The 17,925-nt window shown below is 41.7% G+C and carries 22 protein-coding genes; 13 read left to right on the top strand and 9 right to left on the bottom strand.

Going from position 1 to position 17,925, the window contains the following annotated elements:
• Positions 1 to 11 precede the first annotated feature (11 nt).
• Both NO992_RS08070 and NO992_RS08065 read left to right on the top strand, forming a co-directional pair.
• Positions 12 to 938, top strand: coding sequence for a 2-hydroxyacid dehydrogenase (locus tag NO992_RS08070; protein WP_371375935.1), 927 nt, complete (start codon positions 12 to 14; stop codon positions 936 to 938).
• Between the two features lie 136 nt (positions 939 to 1,074).
• On the top strand, positions 1,075 to 1,209 hold the full coding sequence (locus NO992_RS08065) for a hypothetical protein (protein ID WP_010378895.1): 135 nt from the start codon (positions 1,075 to 1,077) through the stop codon (positions 1,207 to 1,209).
• Between the two features lie 27 nt (positions 1,210 to 1,236).
• Here NO992_RS08065 and smrA read toward each other — a convergent pair whose 3' ends face one another.
• The gene (gene smrA, locus NO992_RS08060; RefSeq protein WP_017216229.1) at positions 1,237 to 1,818 is read right to left on the bottom strand and encodes a DNA endonuclease SmrA; all 582 of its coding nucleotides are present in this window, start codon (positions 1,816 to 1,818) and stop codon (positions 1,237 to 1,239) included.
• A gap of 108 nt (positions 1,819 to 1,926) precedes the next feature.
• The gene (locus tag NO992_RS08055; RefSeq protein WP_010378899.1) at positions 1,927 to 2,166 is read right to left on the bottom strand and encodes a hypothetical protein; all 240 of its coding nucleotides are present in this window, start codon (positions 2,164 to 2,166) and stop codon (positions 1,927 to 1,929) included.
• 360 nt (positions 2,167 to 2,526) lie between these two features.
• On the opposite strand from NO992_RS08055, the gene NO992_RS08050 reads away from it, so the two are divergent.
• From NO992_RS08050 to NO992_RS08025, 6 genes are all read left to right on the top strand, one after another.
• Positions 2,527 to 4,137 carry a diacylglycerol kinase family protein gene (locus NO992_RS08050; protein ID WP_371375929.1) on the top strand — a complete coding sequence of 537 codons (1,611 nt, stop codon included), beginning with the start codon at positions 2,527 to 2,529 and terminating at the stop codon, positions 4,135 to 4,137.
• An 80-nt stretch (positions 4,138 to 4,217) separates the two neighbouring features.
• Positions 4,218 to 5,621 carry a sigma-54-dependent transcriptional regulator gene (locus tag NO992_RS08045; protein WP_371375926.1) on the top strand — a complete coding sequence of 468 codons (1,404 nt, stop codon included), beginning with the start codon at positions 4,218 to 4,220 and terminating at the stop codon, positions 5,619 to 5,621.
• A gap of 15 nt (positions 5,622 to 5,636) precedes the next feature.
• Positions 5,637 to 5,852 (top strand): histidine kinase, encoded by a 216-nt coding sequence (locus NO992_RS08040; RefSeq protein WP_010378905.1) that lies wholly within the window; start codon positions 5,637 to 5,639, stop codon positions 5,850 to 5,852.
• Entirely contained in the window at positions 5,849 to 7,333 is a 1,485-nt protein-coding gene (locus NO992_RS08035) for an ATP-binding protein (RefSeq protein ID WP_371375921.1), read from the top strand. Before NO992_RS08040 ends, NO992_RS08035 begins: the two co-directional genes overlap by 4 nt.
• Positions 7,323 to 7,772: a response regulator gene (locus NO992_RS08030; protein ID WP_010378908.1), complete on the top strand. Its 450-nt coding sequence runs from the start codon at positions 7,323 to 7,325 to the stop codon at positions 7,770 to 7,772. Before NO992_RS08035 ends, NO992_RS08030 begins: the two co-directional genes overlap by 11 nt.
• Before the next feature lie 113 nt (positions 7,773 to 7,885).
• The gene (locus NO992_RS08025; RefSeq protein ID WP_371375917.1) at positions 7,886 to 9,838 is read left to right on the top strand and encodes a response regulator; all 1,953 of its coding nucleotides are present in this window, start codon (positions 7,886 to 7,888) and stop codon (positions 9,836 to 9,838) included.
• A 27-nt stretch (positions 9,839 to 9,865) separates the two neighbouring features.
• Here the strand turns inward: NO992_RS08025 and NO992_RS08020 are convergent, their stop codons facing one another.
• From NO992_RS08020 to NO992_RS08000, 5 genes are all read right to left on the bottom strand, one after another.
• Entirely contained in the window at positions 9,866 to 10,120 is a 255-nt protein-coding gene (locus NO992_RS08020; RefSeq protein WP_010378914.1) for a hypothetical protein, read from the bottom strand.
• Positions 10,104 to 10,541, bottom strand: coding sequence for a phage holin family protein (locus NO992_RS08015; protein ID WP_010378916.1), 438 nt, complete (start codon positions 10,539 to 10,541; stop codon positions 10,104 to 10,106). Before NO992_RS08015 ends, NO992_RS08020 begins: the two co-directional genes overlap by 17 nt.
• A 2-nt stretch (positions 10,542 to 10,543) precedes the next feature.
• Positions 10,544 to 10,873 (bottom strand): hypothetical protein, encoded by a 330-nt coding sequence (locus NO992_RS08010; protein WP_010378919.1) that lies wholly within the window; start codon positions 10,871 to 10,873, stop codon positions 10,544 to 10,546.
• Between the two features lie 417 nt (positions 10,874 to 11,290).
• Positions 11,291 to 11,866: an outer membrane beta-barrel protein gene (locus tag NO992_RS08005; RefSeq protein WP_017216222.1), complete on the bottom strand. Its 576-nt coding sequence runs from the start codon at positions 11,864 to 11,866 to the stop codon at positions 11,291 to 11,293.
• Positions 11,867 to 11,927: 61 nt separating this feature from the next.
• Complete coding sequence (locus tag NO992_RS08000) at positions 11,928 to 12,491, bottom strand: BON domain-containing protein (RefSeq protein ID WP_010378923.1); 564 nt, start codon at positions 12,489 to 12,491, stop codon at positions 11,928 to 11,930.
• A 235-nt stretch (positions 12,492 to 12,726) separates the two neighbouring features.
• On the opposite strand from NO992_RS08000, the gene NO992_RS07995 reads away from it, so the two are divergent.
• From NO992_RS07995 to NO992_RS07975, 5 genes are all read left to right on the top strand, one after another.
• On the top strand, positions 12,727 to 13,611 hold the full coding sequence (locus tag NO992_RS07995; protein WP_017216221.1) for a mechanosensitive ion channel family protein: 885 nt from the start codon (positions 12,727 to 12,729) through the stop codon (positions 13,609 to 13,611).
• A 165-nt stretch (positions 13,612 to 13,776) separates the two neighbouring features.
• Positions 13,777 to 14,223 (top strand): PA2169 family four-helix-bundle protein, encoded by a 447-nt coding sequence (locus NO992_RS07990; protein ID WP_253103427.1) that lies wholly within the window; start codon positions 13,777 to 13,779, stop codon positions 14,221 to 14,223.
• A 10-nt stretch (positions 14,224 to 14,233) separates the two neighbouring features.
• Complete coding sequence (locus NO992_RS07985) at positions 14,234 to 14,401, top strand: DUF1328 domain-containing protein (protein WP_010378934.1); 168 nt, start codon at positions 14,234 to 14,236, stop codon at positions 14,399 to 14,401.
• A 40-nt stretch (positions 14,402 to 14,441) separates the two neighbouring features.
• Complete coding sequence (locus tag NO992_RS07980) at positions 14,442 to 14,633, top strand: hypothetical protein (RefSeq protein ID WP_010378936.1); 192 nt, start codon at positions 14,442 to 14,444, stop codon at positions 14,631 to 14,633.
• Positions 14,634 to 14,848: 215 nt separating this feature from the next.
• Positions 14,849 to 16,474: a methyl-accepting chemotaxis protein gene (locus NO992_RS07975; RefSeq protein ID WP_082086223.1), complete on the top strand. Its 1,626-nt coding sequence runs from the start codon at positions 14,849 to 14,851 to the stop codon at positions 16,472 to 16,474.
• Positions 16,475 to 16,601: 127 nt separating this feature from the next.
• Here the strand turns inward: NO992_RS07975 and NO992_RS07970 are convergent, their stop codons facing one another.
• Positions 16,602 to 16,973, bottom strand: a complete 372-nt coding sequence (locus NO992_RS07970) for a hypothetical protein (RefSeq protein WP_010370869.1) — start codon at positions 16,971 to 16,973, stop codon at positions 16,602 to 16,604.
• Between the two features lie 145 nt (positions 16,974 to 17,118).
• The gene (locus NO992_RS07965; RefSeq protein WP_371375907.1) at positions 17,119 to 17,883 is read right to left on the bottom strand and encodes a YdcF family protein; all 765 of its coding nucleotides are present in this window, start codon (positions 17,881 to 17,883) and stop codon (positions 17,119 to 17,121) included.
• Positions 17,884 to 17,925 lie beyond the last annotated feature (42 nt).

The raw sequence follows: 17,925 nt of genomic DNA, 5'->3' as shown, positions 1-17,925 counted from the left end.
AAAGGAACAATATGGCTTTACTTATTTGTGTTACTGGTCGTAATAATGACAAGCTAGTTGCTAAGCTAGCAGCTCTGTTGCCGCAGCAAAGCTTGCTTGAATGGCCCGTTGATGATGTTAGCTTATTAAAGGAGGTCGAGTTTGTGCTGGCATGGAATGCGCCAGAGACGCTATGGTCAAAGCTTCCTAATTTAAAAGTAGTGCATTCCTACGGTGCCGGTGTTGATAGCATTCCGATGCAGCTGTTACCACCAGATGTAGAAGTTGCGCGTATCGTTGACCCAAATTTAGCGGATGATATGGCTGAATATGTATTAGGCCAACTATTAAGTCATAAGCTTAGAGTAAGAGAGTACGGCCACAATCAATCTCAGCAAATATGGAAGCCTAGGCGCGCAAGAGCTGGTCGCACTGTTGGTATTATGGGGATGGGGCAACTTGGCCTTGCGGTCGCGCATAAGCTACACGTAAATGGATTTAACATCAAAGGGTGGTCCGGCTCTGCAAAACAACTGGACAATATCGAGCACTTCAGTGGGCAAGATGAGCTAGCAGCTTTTCTTTCAGACATTGATTATCTTGTGTGCCTTCTACCATTGACTGAACATACCAAAGGGATATTGAACGCCCAGCTGTTTGCACTCGCGCCAGATCATTGCGTACTCATTAATGTCGCAAGAGGTGGCCATCTGAACGAGGCGGATTTACTCAATGCGGTAGCGGCTGAGACGTTTGGCGGGGCTATTTTAGACGTATTTGATACAGAGCCACTCCCTGCATCACATGCCTTTTGGCAGCAGCCAAACATTAGTATTACTCCACATGTTGCCGCATTAACCAGTTTGAATACGGCAGCTCAGCAAATTGCTAACAACTATTTAGCTATGCAGGAGGGCAAAGCACTTGTTCATTTAGTTCAGAAAAAGCAGGGTTACTAATTGATTAAATAGTTGTAATTAGCCACAGAGTAGGGTGTAAAGAGAATAGTGTAAACTACTGTATAAAAAAACATCTTGAGTGTTTATGAATGATGCATTAATTTAACAAAAAAACAATAATAAAAAGGTCTAACCCATGAAGCAAAGTCAAGGTGGCGCGAAATTATCACTTGTTGTGGTTTCGGTTATTTTGTTAGGTGTATCAGCTTGGTTTAATCAAGCGAGTGCAAGTGAACTTCAGGGGACGACACCCACCGCAAATAGCAAATAAGCCGAGTTTTACTCGGCTTTTTGTTTTTTAGCGTTTAGCGTGACGCTCTCTATTTTCTTGTTTTTTCTCATCACTCTTTCTTAGTAGTACGTAAGTAGAGCCGCTACCACCATGGCATTTTAATGCAGAGTGAAATGCCAACACTTGTGGCATTTCTTGCAGCCATTTATTTGTATAGCTTTTCAGTACAGCGGGAAAGGGTTTACTGTTTAAACCGATACCATGCCTTAATAACAACACTCGGATGCTTTTTGCATGGCAATCTGTAACAAAGTCAAACAAGGCTTTGCGGGCATCATGAAATGGTTTGCCATGTAAGTCTAAGGTAGCATCAACTTGGTATTTACCTAATCTGAGATTTTTGTATACACCATCTTGGACGCCGCTTTTTTTATAGGCGAGTAGATCGTGCGGATCTAATAGATCAACGTATTCTGTGGATAAGTAATTAGGATCAAACTCAAGTTCTTGTTCGGCAGCCTCGCGTTTTGCGAGTTGCGAAATAGTTGGTTCGTTTTTGTGACGGCGTAATTCTGCTTTTTTGTCTTGAGCGAGAGGAGTGACGTCGCCCATTGAAGCTAAAAATAGTTCTTCATCAGTCATGGCCATACTGCTTCTCCATTAACAAGCAATGATGGCCATGATTTTAGCGCACCGAAGTGAAATAGGGAACTAGTCGCTAGGAACTAGTCGCTAGGAACTAGTTACTGCAAAGAACTAGTGAACTTCCAGCTGACCAAAGGTATAGACTTTGAATAGATAAAAAGTATTTATCAAAATCAAGCTAAGGTTAGAAATTACACTGGTGTTCATCAGATCAAGGCTAAACGAGATAAAAAGTACGCCACATGCGCACACAGCAGCTACTCTTAGTAGCGTTTTATGGTTAATAAAAAAGGCACCAAAACCTAAAGTAAGTAATATTAAGTTAAGTAGCCAGTCGAGCTCGTTTGCCATTGTCTGTTTGGTTCTCCAAATGCGTTTAAAGGATCGCCATTATGGTGATCATTTATGCTTCATTCAACTGATAAATTTTATGATTTTCACATTAGAAATTTTAATGGATTAATGGTGGCTGAATACTTATGTAGCAGCGCTTGCATAAGTCGTTACAAATACCCAGACGCACTTTTTATTTCTTTGTGAATAGTCTCAGCTATAGTTAAGTATCTTCATGATTATCATAAACAAGTTGATGAATCAGCGCAGATTAAGAAATGCATACCTATACTTAGTTACATATGTACAAACCTAAGAGAGTTCCGCATAAGGCGATAATAAAAAGCCGTAGGCGACAAAAATAATTAAGGAAAGGCAATGAAAATGCTCAAGTACTACCTGTTTGCAAGTCTCTGTTTAGCCACACTCACGATCCACAGTATTGGATCTTGGCTAATGTTGCCGCTTGCGTGGTTTACCGTCTCTATTTCTTTAGTTACTTTTGCTTATGCAACTAACTATCCGCACATATTTAGAAAGCACGGTACAGGCAAAATTCCTTGGTATATAACCTGGCTATTTTGGCCTTACTTAGGCTGTGTACATTTATACAATGCAATTGAAAGAGGTAGAGATGTTGTTGATGCATTTCAGCCGCTTACAGATAATTTATTTGTTGCTTGTCGGTTATTTCCAAGCGATGTGGATATGCTTAAGGCGGAAGGGATTGAAGCCATTTTAGACGTAACTGCTGAGTTCGATGGGTTAAACTGGTCAGCAGAACAGCAAGGCTTACACTACCTCAATATTCCAGTGTTAGATCATCAAGCGCCTACCTCTGAACAGTTAGCGCATGGCATGGCATGGATAGCAGCGCAGCACGAACTAAAACGGAAGGTTGTAGTGCATTGTGCGTTAGGTCGAGGACGCTCAGTGTTCTTTTGTACTGCTTATTTACTCGCAACCAACCCTGATTATACCGTCCGTGAAGCACTCGAAAAAATTCAAAACCGCCGTGAAACGGCAAGGTTAAACAAGCATCAGCTAAAAGGGCTGACAAAGCTACATCACAGTCAAAACTTTACTCATAGTGAGCAGGCGGCGTTAGTCATAAACCCTGTATCAGGATCGGGTAAATGGTTTACCTATGAAAATGACATTGTGGGTATGCTGACGGAAAAATATAACTTATCGATTCACTTTACAGAGAAAGAGACAGATGTCGCGGCTTTGGCTAAACAAATCATGTCTGATAAACAGCCAAATATCATCATAGCAGGGGGCGGTGATGGCACATTAGCAAGCGTCGCCCATGGTGTTCATCAAAACGATGTACTGTTTGGTATATTGCCTTTAGGTACTGCAAATTCCTTAGCGACCGTGTTACTCGGTTCACTGTCCAAGATAGATCCTATCAACCGCGCTTGTGAAGCAATTTTAGCGGGTAAAACTAAGCCTATTGATATAATGAACTGTAATGGCCGCACCGCGCTTTTAGCGGCGGCCGTTGGCTTTGGTCAGGAAATGATAGAAAAGGCTGGGCGTGAAGAAAAAAATAACTCGGGGCAATTAGCCTATATTCGAGGCCTTTGGCAGGCGGTAAGTGAGAATAAGCCCCTTAATTTTAGAGTGAGCTTTGATGGTGCTGAGCAATCTCAGTTAGAATGTGTTAGTCTGGTTGTAGCGAATGCAGCACCAAAAACCACAATTCTTGCTCAAGGTCATGGAGAGCCAATCTATGACGATGGCAAACTAGATATTACGATTTTACCGGTTGAACCGGATGGTGCGCAGAATCTTACGGTAGCTGAACTTATTTTACCTAAATTGGACGGCAAACCTTCTAATATTCGCACCGAGCAGTGCGAAAAGATAAACATAGAATTTGAACAAGAACAACACTTTGCACTAGATGGTGAAGTGCTTAGTGCAAAAAGTATTGAAATAGTGATCCAGAAACACGCGCTGAACGTAATGGTTCCGAATTAGGTATTTTGCGGCCATTCATTAGTGTGCGAGATAAAAATCAAAAGTGGAAACACTATTGGAGCATTGAGAGAGGGACTCAATTGAAAACCGTTTTATTAGTAGATGATGATCATGATTTTGCAGAGCTGGCTTGCCGTATAGTTGAATATCTGGGCCATGACGCGTGCTTAGCGAATGACTTGGCATCGGCCAGACAATGGCTAGAAACGCAAAGTTTTGATCATATCTTTCTTGATTTTATGCTGCCAGATGGCAGTGGTTTACATCTAGTTGATGAAATTAGAGCCGCAGGGATCCGTACACCAATAACTATGGTTACGGGACATCCATCAGTAAAGTCAGCATTGTCGCAGCTTTGTCATGATGGATTGAATTATCTCACTAAGCCCGTTGACGCAGATGATTTTAGAAATGCGTTAAGCCTTTCCAAGAACAAACCCAAGCGAACCGAAAGTCAAGCGCATTTTGGTGTGTTGCTGGGCGAGTCTGCCAAAATGAAACACCTATATAAGATGATAGAGCGCGTGGCAGGTACCGACGCTAATGTGATGTTGATGGGGGAAAGCGGTGTAGGTAAAGAAATGTTTGCCCGCGCAATTCACAATGCTAGCACAGTGACAGGGGATTTGGTTAACGTAAACTGTGGTGCAATCCCGAAAGACTTGATCGGTAGCGAACTATTTGGTCATGAAAAAGGCGCGTTTACGGGAGCAAATGCTCAAAAAGTTGGAGTATTTGAACAAGCAGAGAATGGCACTTTGTTTTTGGATGAATTAACCGAAATGCCAATCGAGCAACAGCCAAACTTACTACGTGTACTTGAAACACACACGGTGACACGAGTCGGTGGCACAAAGCCGATAAAAGTAAATTGCCGGGTAATATCGGCGACTAACCGTAGTGTCGAGGATATCGCTACCAATGACGTACTGCGAGAAGACATTTATTTCCGTTTAGCGGTATTTCCAATCCACATTCCACCGCTCAGAGAGAGAAAAGAAGACATTCCATTACTTGCCGAGCATTTTCTCCAGGGTTTGAATAAAAAAGGTAATAGTCAGTATGTGATTAAGGCGGCAGATATGAGCCGCTTGGTTGACTATGACTGGCCCGGGAATGTGCGTGAACTCAAGCACACAATTCATCGTGCCTATATTATGGCAGATCACGATGACCATAGCTTAGTATTTGATGCGAACTTCGCTTCACCATTCGCGCAGGCGAAACGCATGGTGGAGCATGCGCAGTTAAATCGCGCTTCAATTCCACCACAGGTGGGCACTTCAAGCAGAGCAAATGCGATTCAAGTACCAACGCCTGAAATGAAGCCCGGTAAAACGATTGAAGAAGTAGAAAGAGAATTGATCTATCAAACGTTAGAATCAGTAGAAGGAAATAAGACGCTGGCCGCGCGAATGCTTGGGATCAGTACAAAAACGCTCTACAACCGTTTAAACGCCTATGAGGGAGAAACACAGTCATAATTTCGGGGAGGAACAATGACACAACATGATCAAGGTACGCTCGCGAAGTTAGTGCATGACGCACGCAAGCCTTTGAATCAAATTTCAATGAATTCAGAGTTGATCAAACTTATCGCTGAACAACCTGATTCTCAACAACAGATAATCGAGATAGCAAATACGATTATTAAAGCAACCAAAGAGTGTAGCGAGCTGTTACAGACGCTGGTGGAGCAAGGAAATGATGAGTGAACAATGAGTCCAAGTTTAGTTATTTTATGAACTTAAGTAATAAACTTAACTTTATCTGGTTTGCGGTTGTTGTGAGTGTTGGCCTTGTAGCGTCCAATGCCCTAATCGGTTTTAACAATGTTAAAGAATTAAACCAAGTTCAAGAGAGTATCCGAAACACCAGCGAAGTAATGATGTCTCTGGATCAGCTGCATATTGCGATGTTAAATGCGGAGGCAGGACAACGGGCATTTTTAATCTCAAATAAAGAAAGCGATTTAGCACCTTTTATAAAAGCATTGCAAAATCTTGATGAGAGCATAGCTAAAGTTGGTCAGAATCACTCTGAAAGCGATGTACAGCAGCAAAAAATTAATCGTTATATCGAAGGGGTAAAAGCGCGATTTAAAACTTTGCAAAGTACGGTGATTGTTGCACGTAATACAGATATGGGTAACGAAACTCAACTACTCGACCGAGCTGCAGAATCAGGTGGGGATCTACGAGATGAGTTCACTCAAATCATGGCCGCAGAAGTGGACATCCGGACCATTCAGCTGAATCAGTTAAAACGTGTCCGCAAAGAAGCGCAAGTTAATATCGTTGTATTTACTTTGCTGAGCGCCGTGATGATTTTTGCTATTTTGCTACTTTTGGTCGTCAATCTACGCAGCGCAAAGAAAGCAAAGAGCGAGTTAGAAAAAGCGAACGATCATTTAGAAGAAAAGGTGCAAGCGCGTACCGAAGCGTTAGAACATTATGCTGAAGAGCTAAACCGTAGTAACCGGGAGCTCGAAGACTTTGCGTTTGTTGCCTCTCACGACCTGCAAGAACCACTAAGAAAGATCCGCGCTTTTGGCGATCGCATCGAAAAAAATTATGGTGAGCACCTTGATGACAAGGGCAAGGATTATTTGGCTCGAATGACGAGTGCCGCACAGCGGATGTCAACGCTTATCACTGACTTGCTTGAGTTATCCCGAGTTACCACCAGAGCAAAGCCTTTTGAAGAACAGGATCTCAACCAAGTTTTACAGTTTGTGTTGGACGATTTAGAAATTGCAGTAAATGACAGCAGTGCGAGCGTAAACTCGGACGTGTTACCAACAATAAAATGTGATGCTAGTCAAATACACCAGCTGTTTTTAAATCTACTTTCCAATGCTATTAAATTCAGAGTAGAAGGGCGCGATCCGATTATTACAATCGCGGTTGAAAACACTCAATTGATGAGTCAAGATGCTTACACTTTTGTGGTAGAAGATAATGGCGTTGGCTTTGATGCTGAATATGCTGAGAAAATATTCTCGCCTTTTCAACGACTACATGACAGAAAAAAATATGCTGGTACTGGCATTGGTTTAACCGTGTGTAGACGCATTGTTGAGCGACACGGCGGAACGATTTCAGCGACCAGTGAAGACGGTAAGGGTGCTAAATTCACGATCACACTACTCGCTGAACCAGCACCAATTATTCAGGAACTGAAGAATGAACTATAAAAAAACTCAGCCGATCCATATTTTGATGGCGGATGACGACGAAGATGATCGCTTGTTGGCTCAAGACGCTTTAGAAGAAAGCCGAGTACTCAATGCATTTCAGTTTGTTAAGGACGGGGTTGAGCTTTTGGAATATTTGAGAAATGAGGGGGAGTTTACTGATAAACAACGATACCCAAGACCAAACCTCATTTTACTTGACCTGAATATGCCAAGAATGGATGGTAGAGAAGCGTTACAAGAAATCAAAAAAGATCCAATACTACGTTCTATACCCGTGGTTATCTTAACTACTTCCAAAGAGGAAGAAGACAAACTGAGAGGGTATGATTCAGGCGCTGCATCTTATATTACTAAGCCCGTGGATTTTGATGGTTTAGTTGATTTGATGAAACATTTAGGCAAGTACTGGATTGAAATAGTAGAGCTGCCAAATTAATCCCATAGCGCTTGTGCAAACAAGCGCTACCTCACCGCAAGTCGTCCTATACTTGTTTCAACATAACGTGACGACCCAAACGAATTAATATCACTTCATTTGTGGAGGCTAGTATGACAAAGGAGTCGGTCAGTGAAGTCAATGTGCTGCTCATTGAAGATGACGAAGACGATTATATTTTAACCTTAGATTATTTACAGTCTATTCCTAACTTTAAATTTAATCTCGTTTGGCAAAGCCAATACCATCAAGCGCTACAAGCACTGGAGAGTAATGGCTTCGATCTCTGCTTATTGGATTATCAATTAGGCCCACAAACCGGTTTGAGCGTGTTAAAAGAAGCCAGAGCGAGACAGGTTCATACGCCGATAATCATGCTGACGGGGCAATCAGATGAAGTGTTAGATAACGAAGCCCTAAAAGCGGGTGCTGAAGACTTCGTGCTTAAGTCAGAAATAAGCAGCGCTCGATTTATTCGTTCCATTCGCTATGCTTTGGCACGCAAAGAACTTGAACGTGAACGCCTGGAGCGACTGCGAGTCGAGTCTGATAGTCGAGCAAAAGACCGCTTTTTGGCACATTTAAGCCATGAGTTGAGAACGCCGTTAACATCTATTTTAGGTTATACCAATCTCCTCTTATCTCGGGAAGAGTTGCAGAATGTTAAGCCTGAGCTTTCCATAATCAATAACAATAGCGAGCACTTACTTAACTTATTAAATGATGTACTCGACCTATCCAAGTTAAATGAAAATCGGTTACAGCTAAATAAGCAAAGCACGTGTTTGAATGGCTTTCTAAGTGATTTATATAGCCTGTTTAAAATGGCCGCGGCCAAGAAAGGCTTGAGTTTTAGTATTGAAGCTAAAACGCCACTTCCTCAAGATGTAAAGATTGATAAAACACGACTGAAGCAGGTACTTATCAACATTATTTATAATGCGATTAAGTTCACAAGTTCCGGTTTCGTGAAGGTTGAGATCACGTTACAGGCTGATGCAAAACTTGAGTTCAAGGTGATTGATACTGGTATTGGTATTCCTTGCGAGAAGCTTAAACGTATATTTAAACCTTTTGAACAAGTACAAAACGTCACAACGCGCACGGATGAAGGTGCTGGTCTTGGTTTAGCTATTAGCTCTGCACTCATTAAATTGATGGGAGGCGAGCTTGCGGTTGAGTCGACTTTGGGAGAGGGGAGTGAGTTTGGTTTTAGTATTGATCTTGATACTATCGATGGAATGACTCTGGCGCCATTGATGCTAGATAAAACCCAAAATGCGACCGATAACTCGCTCCCATCTGATTTGCAAGGGCATATCCTTATCGTTGAAGACATTAGTGAGATCCAGATGTTGTTGCGCACCCTGATAGGTCAAACCGGTGCAACCGCTGAAATTGCGGGCGATGGCATCGAAGCGCTTGCGATGCTTAAGGATAATCCTGATAAGTATGACTTAGTCTTTATGGACTTGCACATGCCAAGAATGGATGGCCGAGACACTATTGTTGCACTCAGAGAGCGTGGTATTGACTTACCTGTTGTCGCACTAACGGCGGCCGCTCAAAAAGGCACAAAAGAAGAGTTAGTGGCGCTTGGCTTTAGCGATATGATGAGTAAGCCTGTTAATGTCTCTGAGTTAGGTGAATATTTAGCACACTACTTGAGTGATGAATTGGCAACATCTAGCGATGATATGGCGCAAACTACCGGTACTTTGCGGTTTTTAGTGGTAGAAGACGACGCAGATACACGCAACCTGCTTAAGCTGTTACTTAATTCACTGCAAGTGAATGTGGTTACGGCTGAGTGCGCGCAAACTTGTTGGCAGCACTTTGTTGGTTCTGAGCGCTTTGACACGATTTTACTGGATATAGGCCTGCCCGATAAGTCCGGGCTTACGCTTGCGCGAGAGATTAAAGCACAAGATCCTAATCAGCATATCGTGATTGCAAGTGGTTTTGATCCAGAGCCGGAAAAATTGGCCGAGTCACAAGTAGATGACGTGTTGTTAAAGCCTATAACACTGGTGGATCTGAAAGAAATTAAAGAAAAGCTGGTTTAGATAAGAACCAAAGAATAGCGCAAGGAATTAAATGATACCTTGCGCTATTCTTTGTAGAAGTACGATTTTTCTTAGTGCACCAAACTTGCCATATTTAGCGCTGAGTGCGCCAAACATAAACATGAAGCCTAACCCTTGAGGTGAGCTAATCGCGCCGGTAAATACTTTTTTGGCTTTCACTTGGGTAAGGTGATTAAAATGTCTAGCGGTAATGAGCTTTTTCTTCTCTATCACCACTTCTTGGTGCAACTTATCAGTGATGAATTCAGCGAGCTTCGTCATTACTTGCCTCCTGCTTCGCAACTGGAGTATAAAACCCAGACGTCAGGTCGTTTATGCTGTTATTAAAGAGTTTTAGCCCTGTGATGATCAAGTAATAAATCATTGCGATATTGATAGTAAGTACAATACCCGCCGAAATAAACCAGCTTAGGCCTGCATAGGTTAAGGCGTAAGCAAATAACACGTGCAAGCTGCCCCATACCATCGCCGTTAAAATTAAAGAAAACAGAATTAACCCGAGCGCGATACATAAAGTTTTTAAATTAGCTCTGAACTTGGCACCTAATAGGTTAATTTGTGCTTCCGCGATTTGCTGATAACTGTCGAATAATAGAGACACAGAATCTTTAAGCTCAGCGAGCGCTGGCGTGCGCTCGTGAGCTGCTGCTTGACGGTCTCTTAGTTGAGCTTGGTCTTGCATGATTACTTATTCCTTAACAGCATAGTTGCCAACATACCGAGTGAAAATGCGATACCAGCCGTTTTTACTGGGTTTTCCGTTGCATACTTTTTCACACCAGATGTATTCCACGCACGTTCCCACTCTTTACGCTTGGCACCAATGGCTTCGCCTGAGTTATGGCCTTTTTCGCGCAGCGAGGTTTCAGTGCGAGACGCTGAAGCGTGCAGTGAATCTACTGACGCATGTAATGTATCTGCAATTTGATCCGTAACTGGGTGACTAGAATCATGGCCATTTGACTGTGGTTTTGCTGTGTTACTTGTCTGTGTTTGGTTTGCTTGATTACTCATAAACTACTCCTTATTCGTTTAGTTCACTGTATTTGTTGCAAACCCTTTGCCAACTTAAAACTTTATAAATATCAGCTTGTTATCTATTTTTTATATTTTGTGTCGGTAGATGCGATACGAAGGGTGTAAATGTTACATAGCAGAACCTACAGGGTGTAGAGTTTAAAAATGCGACAGATTTCATTTCTAGCTGTGACTGGTAAATATTACATCTAGAGATTGTTTATCTTTAAACTCTATTTTCTACAAATAAAGGAATAGCGAGAAAGCAATCATATTATTCAATATAGAAGCCGTACATTGAAAACAAAAAAGGCGCTACCAAGAGGTAGCGCCAAAACCAGACTCTTGTGGAAGAGCCAGGACTGAGTCAAAGGGGAAATAATTGGGAGGCTATAAATTAGCCATCAGTACTGCTTAAAATTGATACTCAATAGAGACTGCTGCTACGTCCATATCTGGATCAATATCGTCTTCAAGTTCGTAGCGCGTATATTCTAAACGCATGTTAATGTTTTCGTTTAGGTGGAACTCTACACCGGCACCATAAAGCCAGTCGCCACCTTCAAGGTTAGATGAAACACGACCCACAGCTGGAATATCAGCATAGATATCTGCATCCCATTCAAGCCAACCACCTTTTGCGTAAACTGAAAAGTATTCGTTTAATGGGGCTGAGAGACGTGTAGATAAAGAAATACCGTCGATTTCAGCAGAGTTGTCAATGTCACTTGCTTCGTCGAAGTTTTCATAGGCAAGTTCAAAGCTCCAATATGGATTGATTTTTGTACCCACATACGCTTTTAACATAGACGAGTCATCATCGAACGAGGTGTCGTTCTCACGATCTTCCCACTGAAAAGAGTATTGGCCATAACCGATACCTGTATAAATTTTATAATCTTCTAGTCCAAAATCAGACTCCGCGTGAGCAGCGGTAGATGCAAGACCTAGAGAAGCTAGTAGCGCAGCGGCAATAGTTAATTGTTTCATCTTTACTCCTTAAATCAATATAAATATGGGAGGGGGGAGTACCCCCTCAAATCAAAATTGCTTATGATTTTTTAGTAACGCGAAGGTTATCTTTTACATCTTTAACGTCATTGGCGTTTTTTGCGATTTGCACAGCAAGTTTACGCTCCGCTTCGCTGCCAACATGACCGTTTAGTGTTACGACTAAACCTTCCACATCAACATCGATGTCAGTACCATCTACATCTGTGTCAAACAGGTAGCGAGACTTAATTACTGTTGCGATTTTTGCGTCAGTAAAGCCGCTATCGCTTTCGTAGTTACGCTCTTTTTTGCGTTCATCGGACATATCCACGATAGTCAGGTCGTTTTTCACTTCTTTTACGCCGTCGATACCTAGTACCAGTTCTTCAGCTAGCTTTTTGTCTACTGAGTGTTCAACTTTACCAGTTAGCACTACAACGCCATTTTTTACATCTGTGTTAATGTCAAAGTTGTTCAGCTCACCGTTGAAAAGTAGCGTCGCTTCTGCTTTACCGTCTATCCAAGCATCGCTTGCTTCTTTTTCCCAAGAATTATCAGCAGCGAACGCTGAAGCAGTAGTAAGTGAAGATACAAGTACAGTTGCAATTAATGTCTTTTTCATAATTAAACTCCTTTAATTTCGTAGTCGAATTACCTATTGCAGCTGTTGTGCCATGTTGTAAATTATTGAATTTTATGTGTTTTTATTTTGTTGGTAAGTTTTAAGGAAGAATTTACCGAGAAAATGTGTACATTACTTTGTAATAATTACCTTTTTCATGAACGGCTAATTAATATCAGTAGGAATGATTACTGCATTCTATCTTTGTCGCGTACTTATATAGGAATGAGTAATTATGAATTTAGAAAAATTTTGGACGTTAATTAATGATAAGTTAATCTCTTGGCTTGAATCCGGTGTGCAGTTACTACCGAATATGATCCTAGCCTTAATGATACTAATATTCTTTACAGTGCTGGCTAAAATATCAACAATCTGGTTTTCTAAAGCGATTAAAAAAGCAATAAAGACAGAACAAGTTGCTTCTCTTATTAGTTCCATATTTAAAGTCTCTATTATTACCATTGGGATTTTCTTCGCTTTAGATATAGTAAAACTATCAGGTGCCGTAATGTCACTGTTGGCTGGGGCGGGGATCATTGGCCTTGCTATTGGCTTTGCATTCCAAGATATGACCGAGAACCTCATCGCTGGATTTGTGATGGGAGTCAGAAAGCCCTTTATGGTCGGTGACATTATCAGAACCAAGGATTGCTTTGGCACGGTAAGTAAAATCAATTTGAGAAATACCTTAGTAGAAAACTTTTACGGCCAGCTGTCTTATATTCCCAACAAAATTCTCTTTAAGAATGAGTTACAAAACTACACTAAGCTTGGTAAGCGAAGAATAGAAGTACCAGTTGGTATCTCTTATGCGGATGACCCAGAACAAGCCCGAGAGGTGATTGTTGAGGCAATTAACAAGCTTGATTTCGTAGTAAACCAAAAAGAAACGGATGTCTATGCTGAGTCTTTTGGTGATAGTTCTATCAATCTACTCGTGTGGTTTTGGATAGACTACCCAGCTGATCCCGGCTTTATGGTGGTCAGGCACCAAGCAATTTGTACAATTAACCGTGTTTTAGCCGATAACGATATCTTAATTCCTTTCCCTATTAGGACGATGGACTTCAATGCCAAAGGCAGCACGACCTTAAGTGCGCAATTATCACAGGAATAATTTACATCTAGTTTGTAATATTTTCACCGGTCTGAAAGTGCTTATATTAAAAACCCTTGTAAAATAAAGGTTTATAATTTGGCATTTAATCTGCATTGACGAAAGGGACAGAAAATAATATTTGCAAAATGCACTTATTAAATATTGCAACGAAAGGAGTTATTTATGGCAGATTCAAATTACGACATGGAGCCGGTAAAAGAGCTCATTAAAGTATTAAATGGTGGTGTTGATTTTTACACCGAAGCTAAAAAGAAGCTAGATAATATCGAATTAAACCGCGTATTTGACCAAATGATTGTAGATAAAGCGCAAGCAATCTCGGATCTACAACCATTTGTTCTTATTGACGAGGGTGAAATCGAGACTGATTCAGCGCTTAGCATCGATATTCGTGAATCGTACACCAAGTTGGTTGGTATGGTGAGCACCGACAAAGAGCACACCTATATTTCTCAGCTAGAAGAAGTGGAAGATAAAGTGTTGAGCAAGCTTGATAAATCGCTAAGTAAAGATCTTCCACCTAAATGCAAGAGTGTATTACTGCAAATTCAAACCAGAATGCAAGCTTGTCACGATCAAATGAAGCAGTTGCAAGAGCTAACTGCCTAAGGAGAATGTTATGTTGAGTTGGGCTGTAATGTTTTTATTCCTAGCACTTGTCGCAGCCGTGTTAGGTTTCACCGGAATCGCGGGCGCTGCGGCAGGTATGGCGAAAATTCTATTCTTTGTGTTTATCGCCTTTATGATTATTTCGTTTATTTTTGGTAAAGCACGCGCTCCCAGATAAAAGGGATTTAACGTTCTAAAACGGTTTTAGGAGATAGATTATGAAATCAGCAATTACATTAGCTAAAGCATTTGGTTTTGTTTCAATTTTAGCACTTTTTGGTTGTAGTGAAGGCCCAGCGGAAGATGCGGGTGAGCGTTTCGATGAAACGGTGCAGGAAGTGGAAAACAGTGTAGAAGATGCCTGTGAAGATGTAAAAGAGAACCTGAACGCAGAAAACGAAGAGTGTTAAGCAAAAACAATTTCGACGTGGAATGTAAGAGGAGAAGCCGATAAAGCTTCTCCTCTTTTTTGTAATAAGTTTAAAATCAATACCCTAAAAAGGGGGGACACAGTAAATAAATATGATGCACATCAAAATCACGCTGCTTAATCTGCAATTAATATTGTAATCTACGAACTTTGAGTAATACTTTATTTCTATGTTTACTCAATAAAAATCAGATTATGCTAAATAGGGTTTCAGTTAAAAGCAGATTGTTGTCGCTTTCAGGCATACCTGCTGTGTTTTTTATTCTTGCAACCATCTTCACAATCGGAACATTATCAAACCTTATCAATTACATTGACCGTATTTATGACGACAGAGTTGTACCGCTTAGACAAATAAAAGTGGTGTCAGATAACTACGCGGTGGTTATTGTGGATACGTTTCACAAGTTACGAGGCCATCAACTATCCAATGGTGCTGCGTTAAAGCAAATCGAAGAAGCTAAGAATATCGCTGAAAAAGAGTGGAATAGCTATTTGTCCACGGACCTTACGAGCGAAGAGCGAAGCTTAGTAAAGCAAGTTGAAAAAGCAGAATTAAGTGTCAAACAACTGCTGTCTAATTATATTAACCGAGTTAACGCAAATACCTTTGAAGAAATTCCTTACGATAAATTTGTACATGACCTCTATGCGGCCTTCGATCCGCTTAGCGAAAGCTACAGTGCCCTAATTGAATTGCAGCTTACTGAAGCGAGTGCGCTTCGGAACGTCGGTCGCTCAGAAGCCAGTGCGACAAAAGCGGCGATGATTATCTCTTCCGTTGTTATTGTGGTAGTAATGGTGCTAATTGGCATGTTGATATTTAGGTCAATTAATGAACCACTTAGCCGCTTACGTATGCGTATTGGTAATATTGCAAGAGATGCAGATTTAACACAACGAGTGGTAGTTGAGGGGCAAGATGAGTTAAGCCAGATAGGGAATGACTTCAATACCATGGTGTCTAGCTTACATGAGCTAGTTACCAATCTAGTCACAATCGTGAATAGCCTTTCTACGACCTCGAACGAGTTGAATGGTATCAGTCAGTCGATTGCGGGCACTTCGCAAGAGCAAGAGCAGCAAACAGTGATGATTGCAACCGCAGCAACAGAAATGAGTAGTGCGATACAAGAAGTGGCGCATAATGCGATGAATACCGCGAACAAAGCTGAGATGTCCGGCAAGCTTGCGAAACAAGGGATGGATGTTATTTCGCAAAATATTCAGGCCATTGAGCGCCTTGCTAGTGAAGTAGGAGATAATGCGCAGTTAATTAAAGCGTTGAACGATCAGTCTAATGAAATCAACCAGGTTGTTTTAATGATCCAAGGTGTGGCTGAACAAACAAATCTTCTGGCATTAAACGCTGCAATAGAAGCGGCGAGAGCAGGGGAATCGGGCCGAGGTTTTGCGGTTGTTGCCGACGAAGTCAGGCAATTGGCACATAATACGCAAAAAGCCACAGAATCTATCCGCGATATGATCAGCAAGTTACAAGGCATGGCACAAAACGCAGTATCGTCGATGGAGAATGCGCAATCAAGTGCTGCTGCGGGGGTAGATAGGGCCAATGAGTCAGCTCAAATAATGACCGATATTGATAAGGCGGTGGATGAAATCGTTGGTATGAATATTCAGGTTTCAACGGCGACAGAAGAACAAACAACGGTGGTTGCGGAAATCAGCGAAAATATTAATGATTTCAGTAGCAGTATTTCTGAAATTACCCGAAATGCACAGAGTAATGCCGATGTAAGTAATGACTTAGAAGCGTTGGCTGAGCAGCTAAACAGTCAAGTGCTAGTGTTTAAAGTTTAATTATATTAGGGCCGGGTCTGTTTAAATCAAACGGCAAAGATCAACAGGCCCTAGAATTAAAGAAATAAAAAAACCTCGTCATTGCGAGGTTTTTTTACTTATGGAGCTGTTGTTACACCAACGGATATTACACAACACCACGAGGTAAGCGGCAGTCGTGATCTTTTGCTGCTAGTTCAGCAATCCACTGTTCTTCCGCTTTGAAGCCTTCTTCGTTTTCTGTAACGATAGTAAAGCTCGCTGACTTTACAGCTGCAGCCTTAGGCGCTTTCTTAGTCGTTTTCGCTTTTTTGGCAGGCGCCTGCGTTTTCTCACTTGCTACAGCTGACCCTGAAGTTAGCTCTTCTGTTAATTCAGCTACCTCAGCAAGACGCATGTTTTTGCCACCATCGATGCTATACCAACCTGGCTTTGCAGTGATCTCAGGCTTTTTGCCATGTGCAGCTTCGTACGCAGCTTCGAAAGCGCTTAGTACTTCAGTTTTATCTAGTTTACTCATCGTAGATCCTAGTCGTGTTGTACGCGGATACGCGGGTTAAGATTAAACTCTATTTATACCCATATTTGCGCAAATTTTCAATTTTTTACGTTTTTCAGCGCGAATTTATCGAACTTTAGCCTGATTTTGGTGTCTTTTTCGGCGCTTAAAGTGCCTCAGGGTCAATAACACGACGGATCGTGATCCATATACTTCCAAGCTGTTCATGCCAAATCCGAGTGACTACTTCTAAGGCCTTATGGTTCGGAATAAATTGTCTGCTCGGTGGGTATTGCTTGAAGTTATAAAACTCCGTCGGTGCAGCGAACACTTCTATGCCTTGTGCTTCAAATAGGTTTTTTGCTCGCTGTATGTGCGAAGCCGATGTGACCAATGCGACGTCATAATCGACTAGTAAAGGTGCTAGCATTTTTGCTTCGTCCGCGGTGTCTTTGGCATTGGGGTTTTGCTTAATACGTGTAGCGGAAATACCCAGGCTCTGTGCGGTTCTTGCCATGAGTCCCGCGCTTGTTGCATGGCCATAGCCGTAACCAGAGACATACAGCTGGGCCTTTGGGTAAATATTAGCAAGTCTTACGCCTTCAACTAATCTGGCTAGGCCGCAGCTGCCAAGTTGGGCGTTGCTGGGGAGAGATTTATCTGGATATAAATCACAGCCAAGTACCACGATTTTATCTATGTTGTTGTGCTTGCTTGGATTGAATGCGGCGAGAGTGCCTGTATCCCATTCAATAATATGTTGTGCGACATAAGGAGTCGATAACGCCCATGTGGTCAGTAAGACGAGCCAGCTTGCGATGTAAGGTCCTTTACGCGTTTTGGCAATAAAAAGCATAAGCCCCATAAGCACCACTAAAGATAATGGTAACGGCATCATAAGTTGACCGATAACCTTTTTGACTTCAAACATTTAAACATGCCTTAGATTTAGATAAGCCTGACGCAATGCTAG

Origin of the sequence: Pseudoalteromonas sp. DY56-GL79, assembly GCF_041414765.1 — a bacterium.
GTDB classification, from domain to species: Bacteria; Pseudomonadota; Gammaproteobacteria; order Enterobacterales; family Alteromonadaceae; genus Pseudoalteromonas; species Pseudoalteromonas piscicida.
Note: the sequence above shows the minus strand (reverse complement) of the source record. Positions and strands in the feature narration are given on the sequence as shown.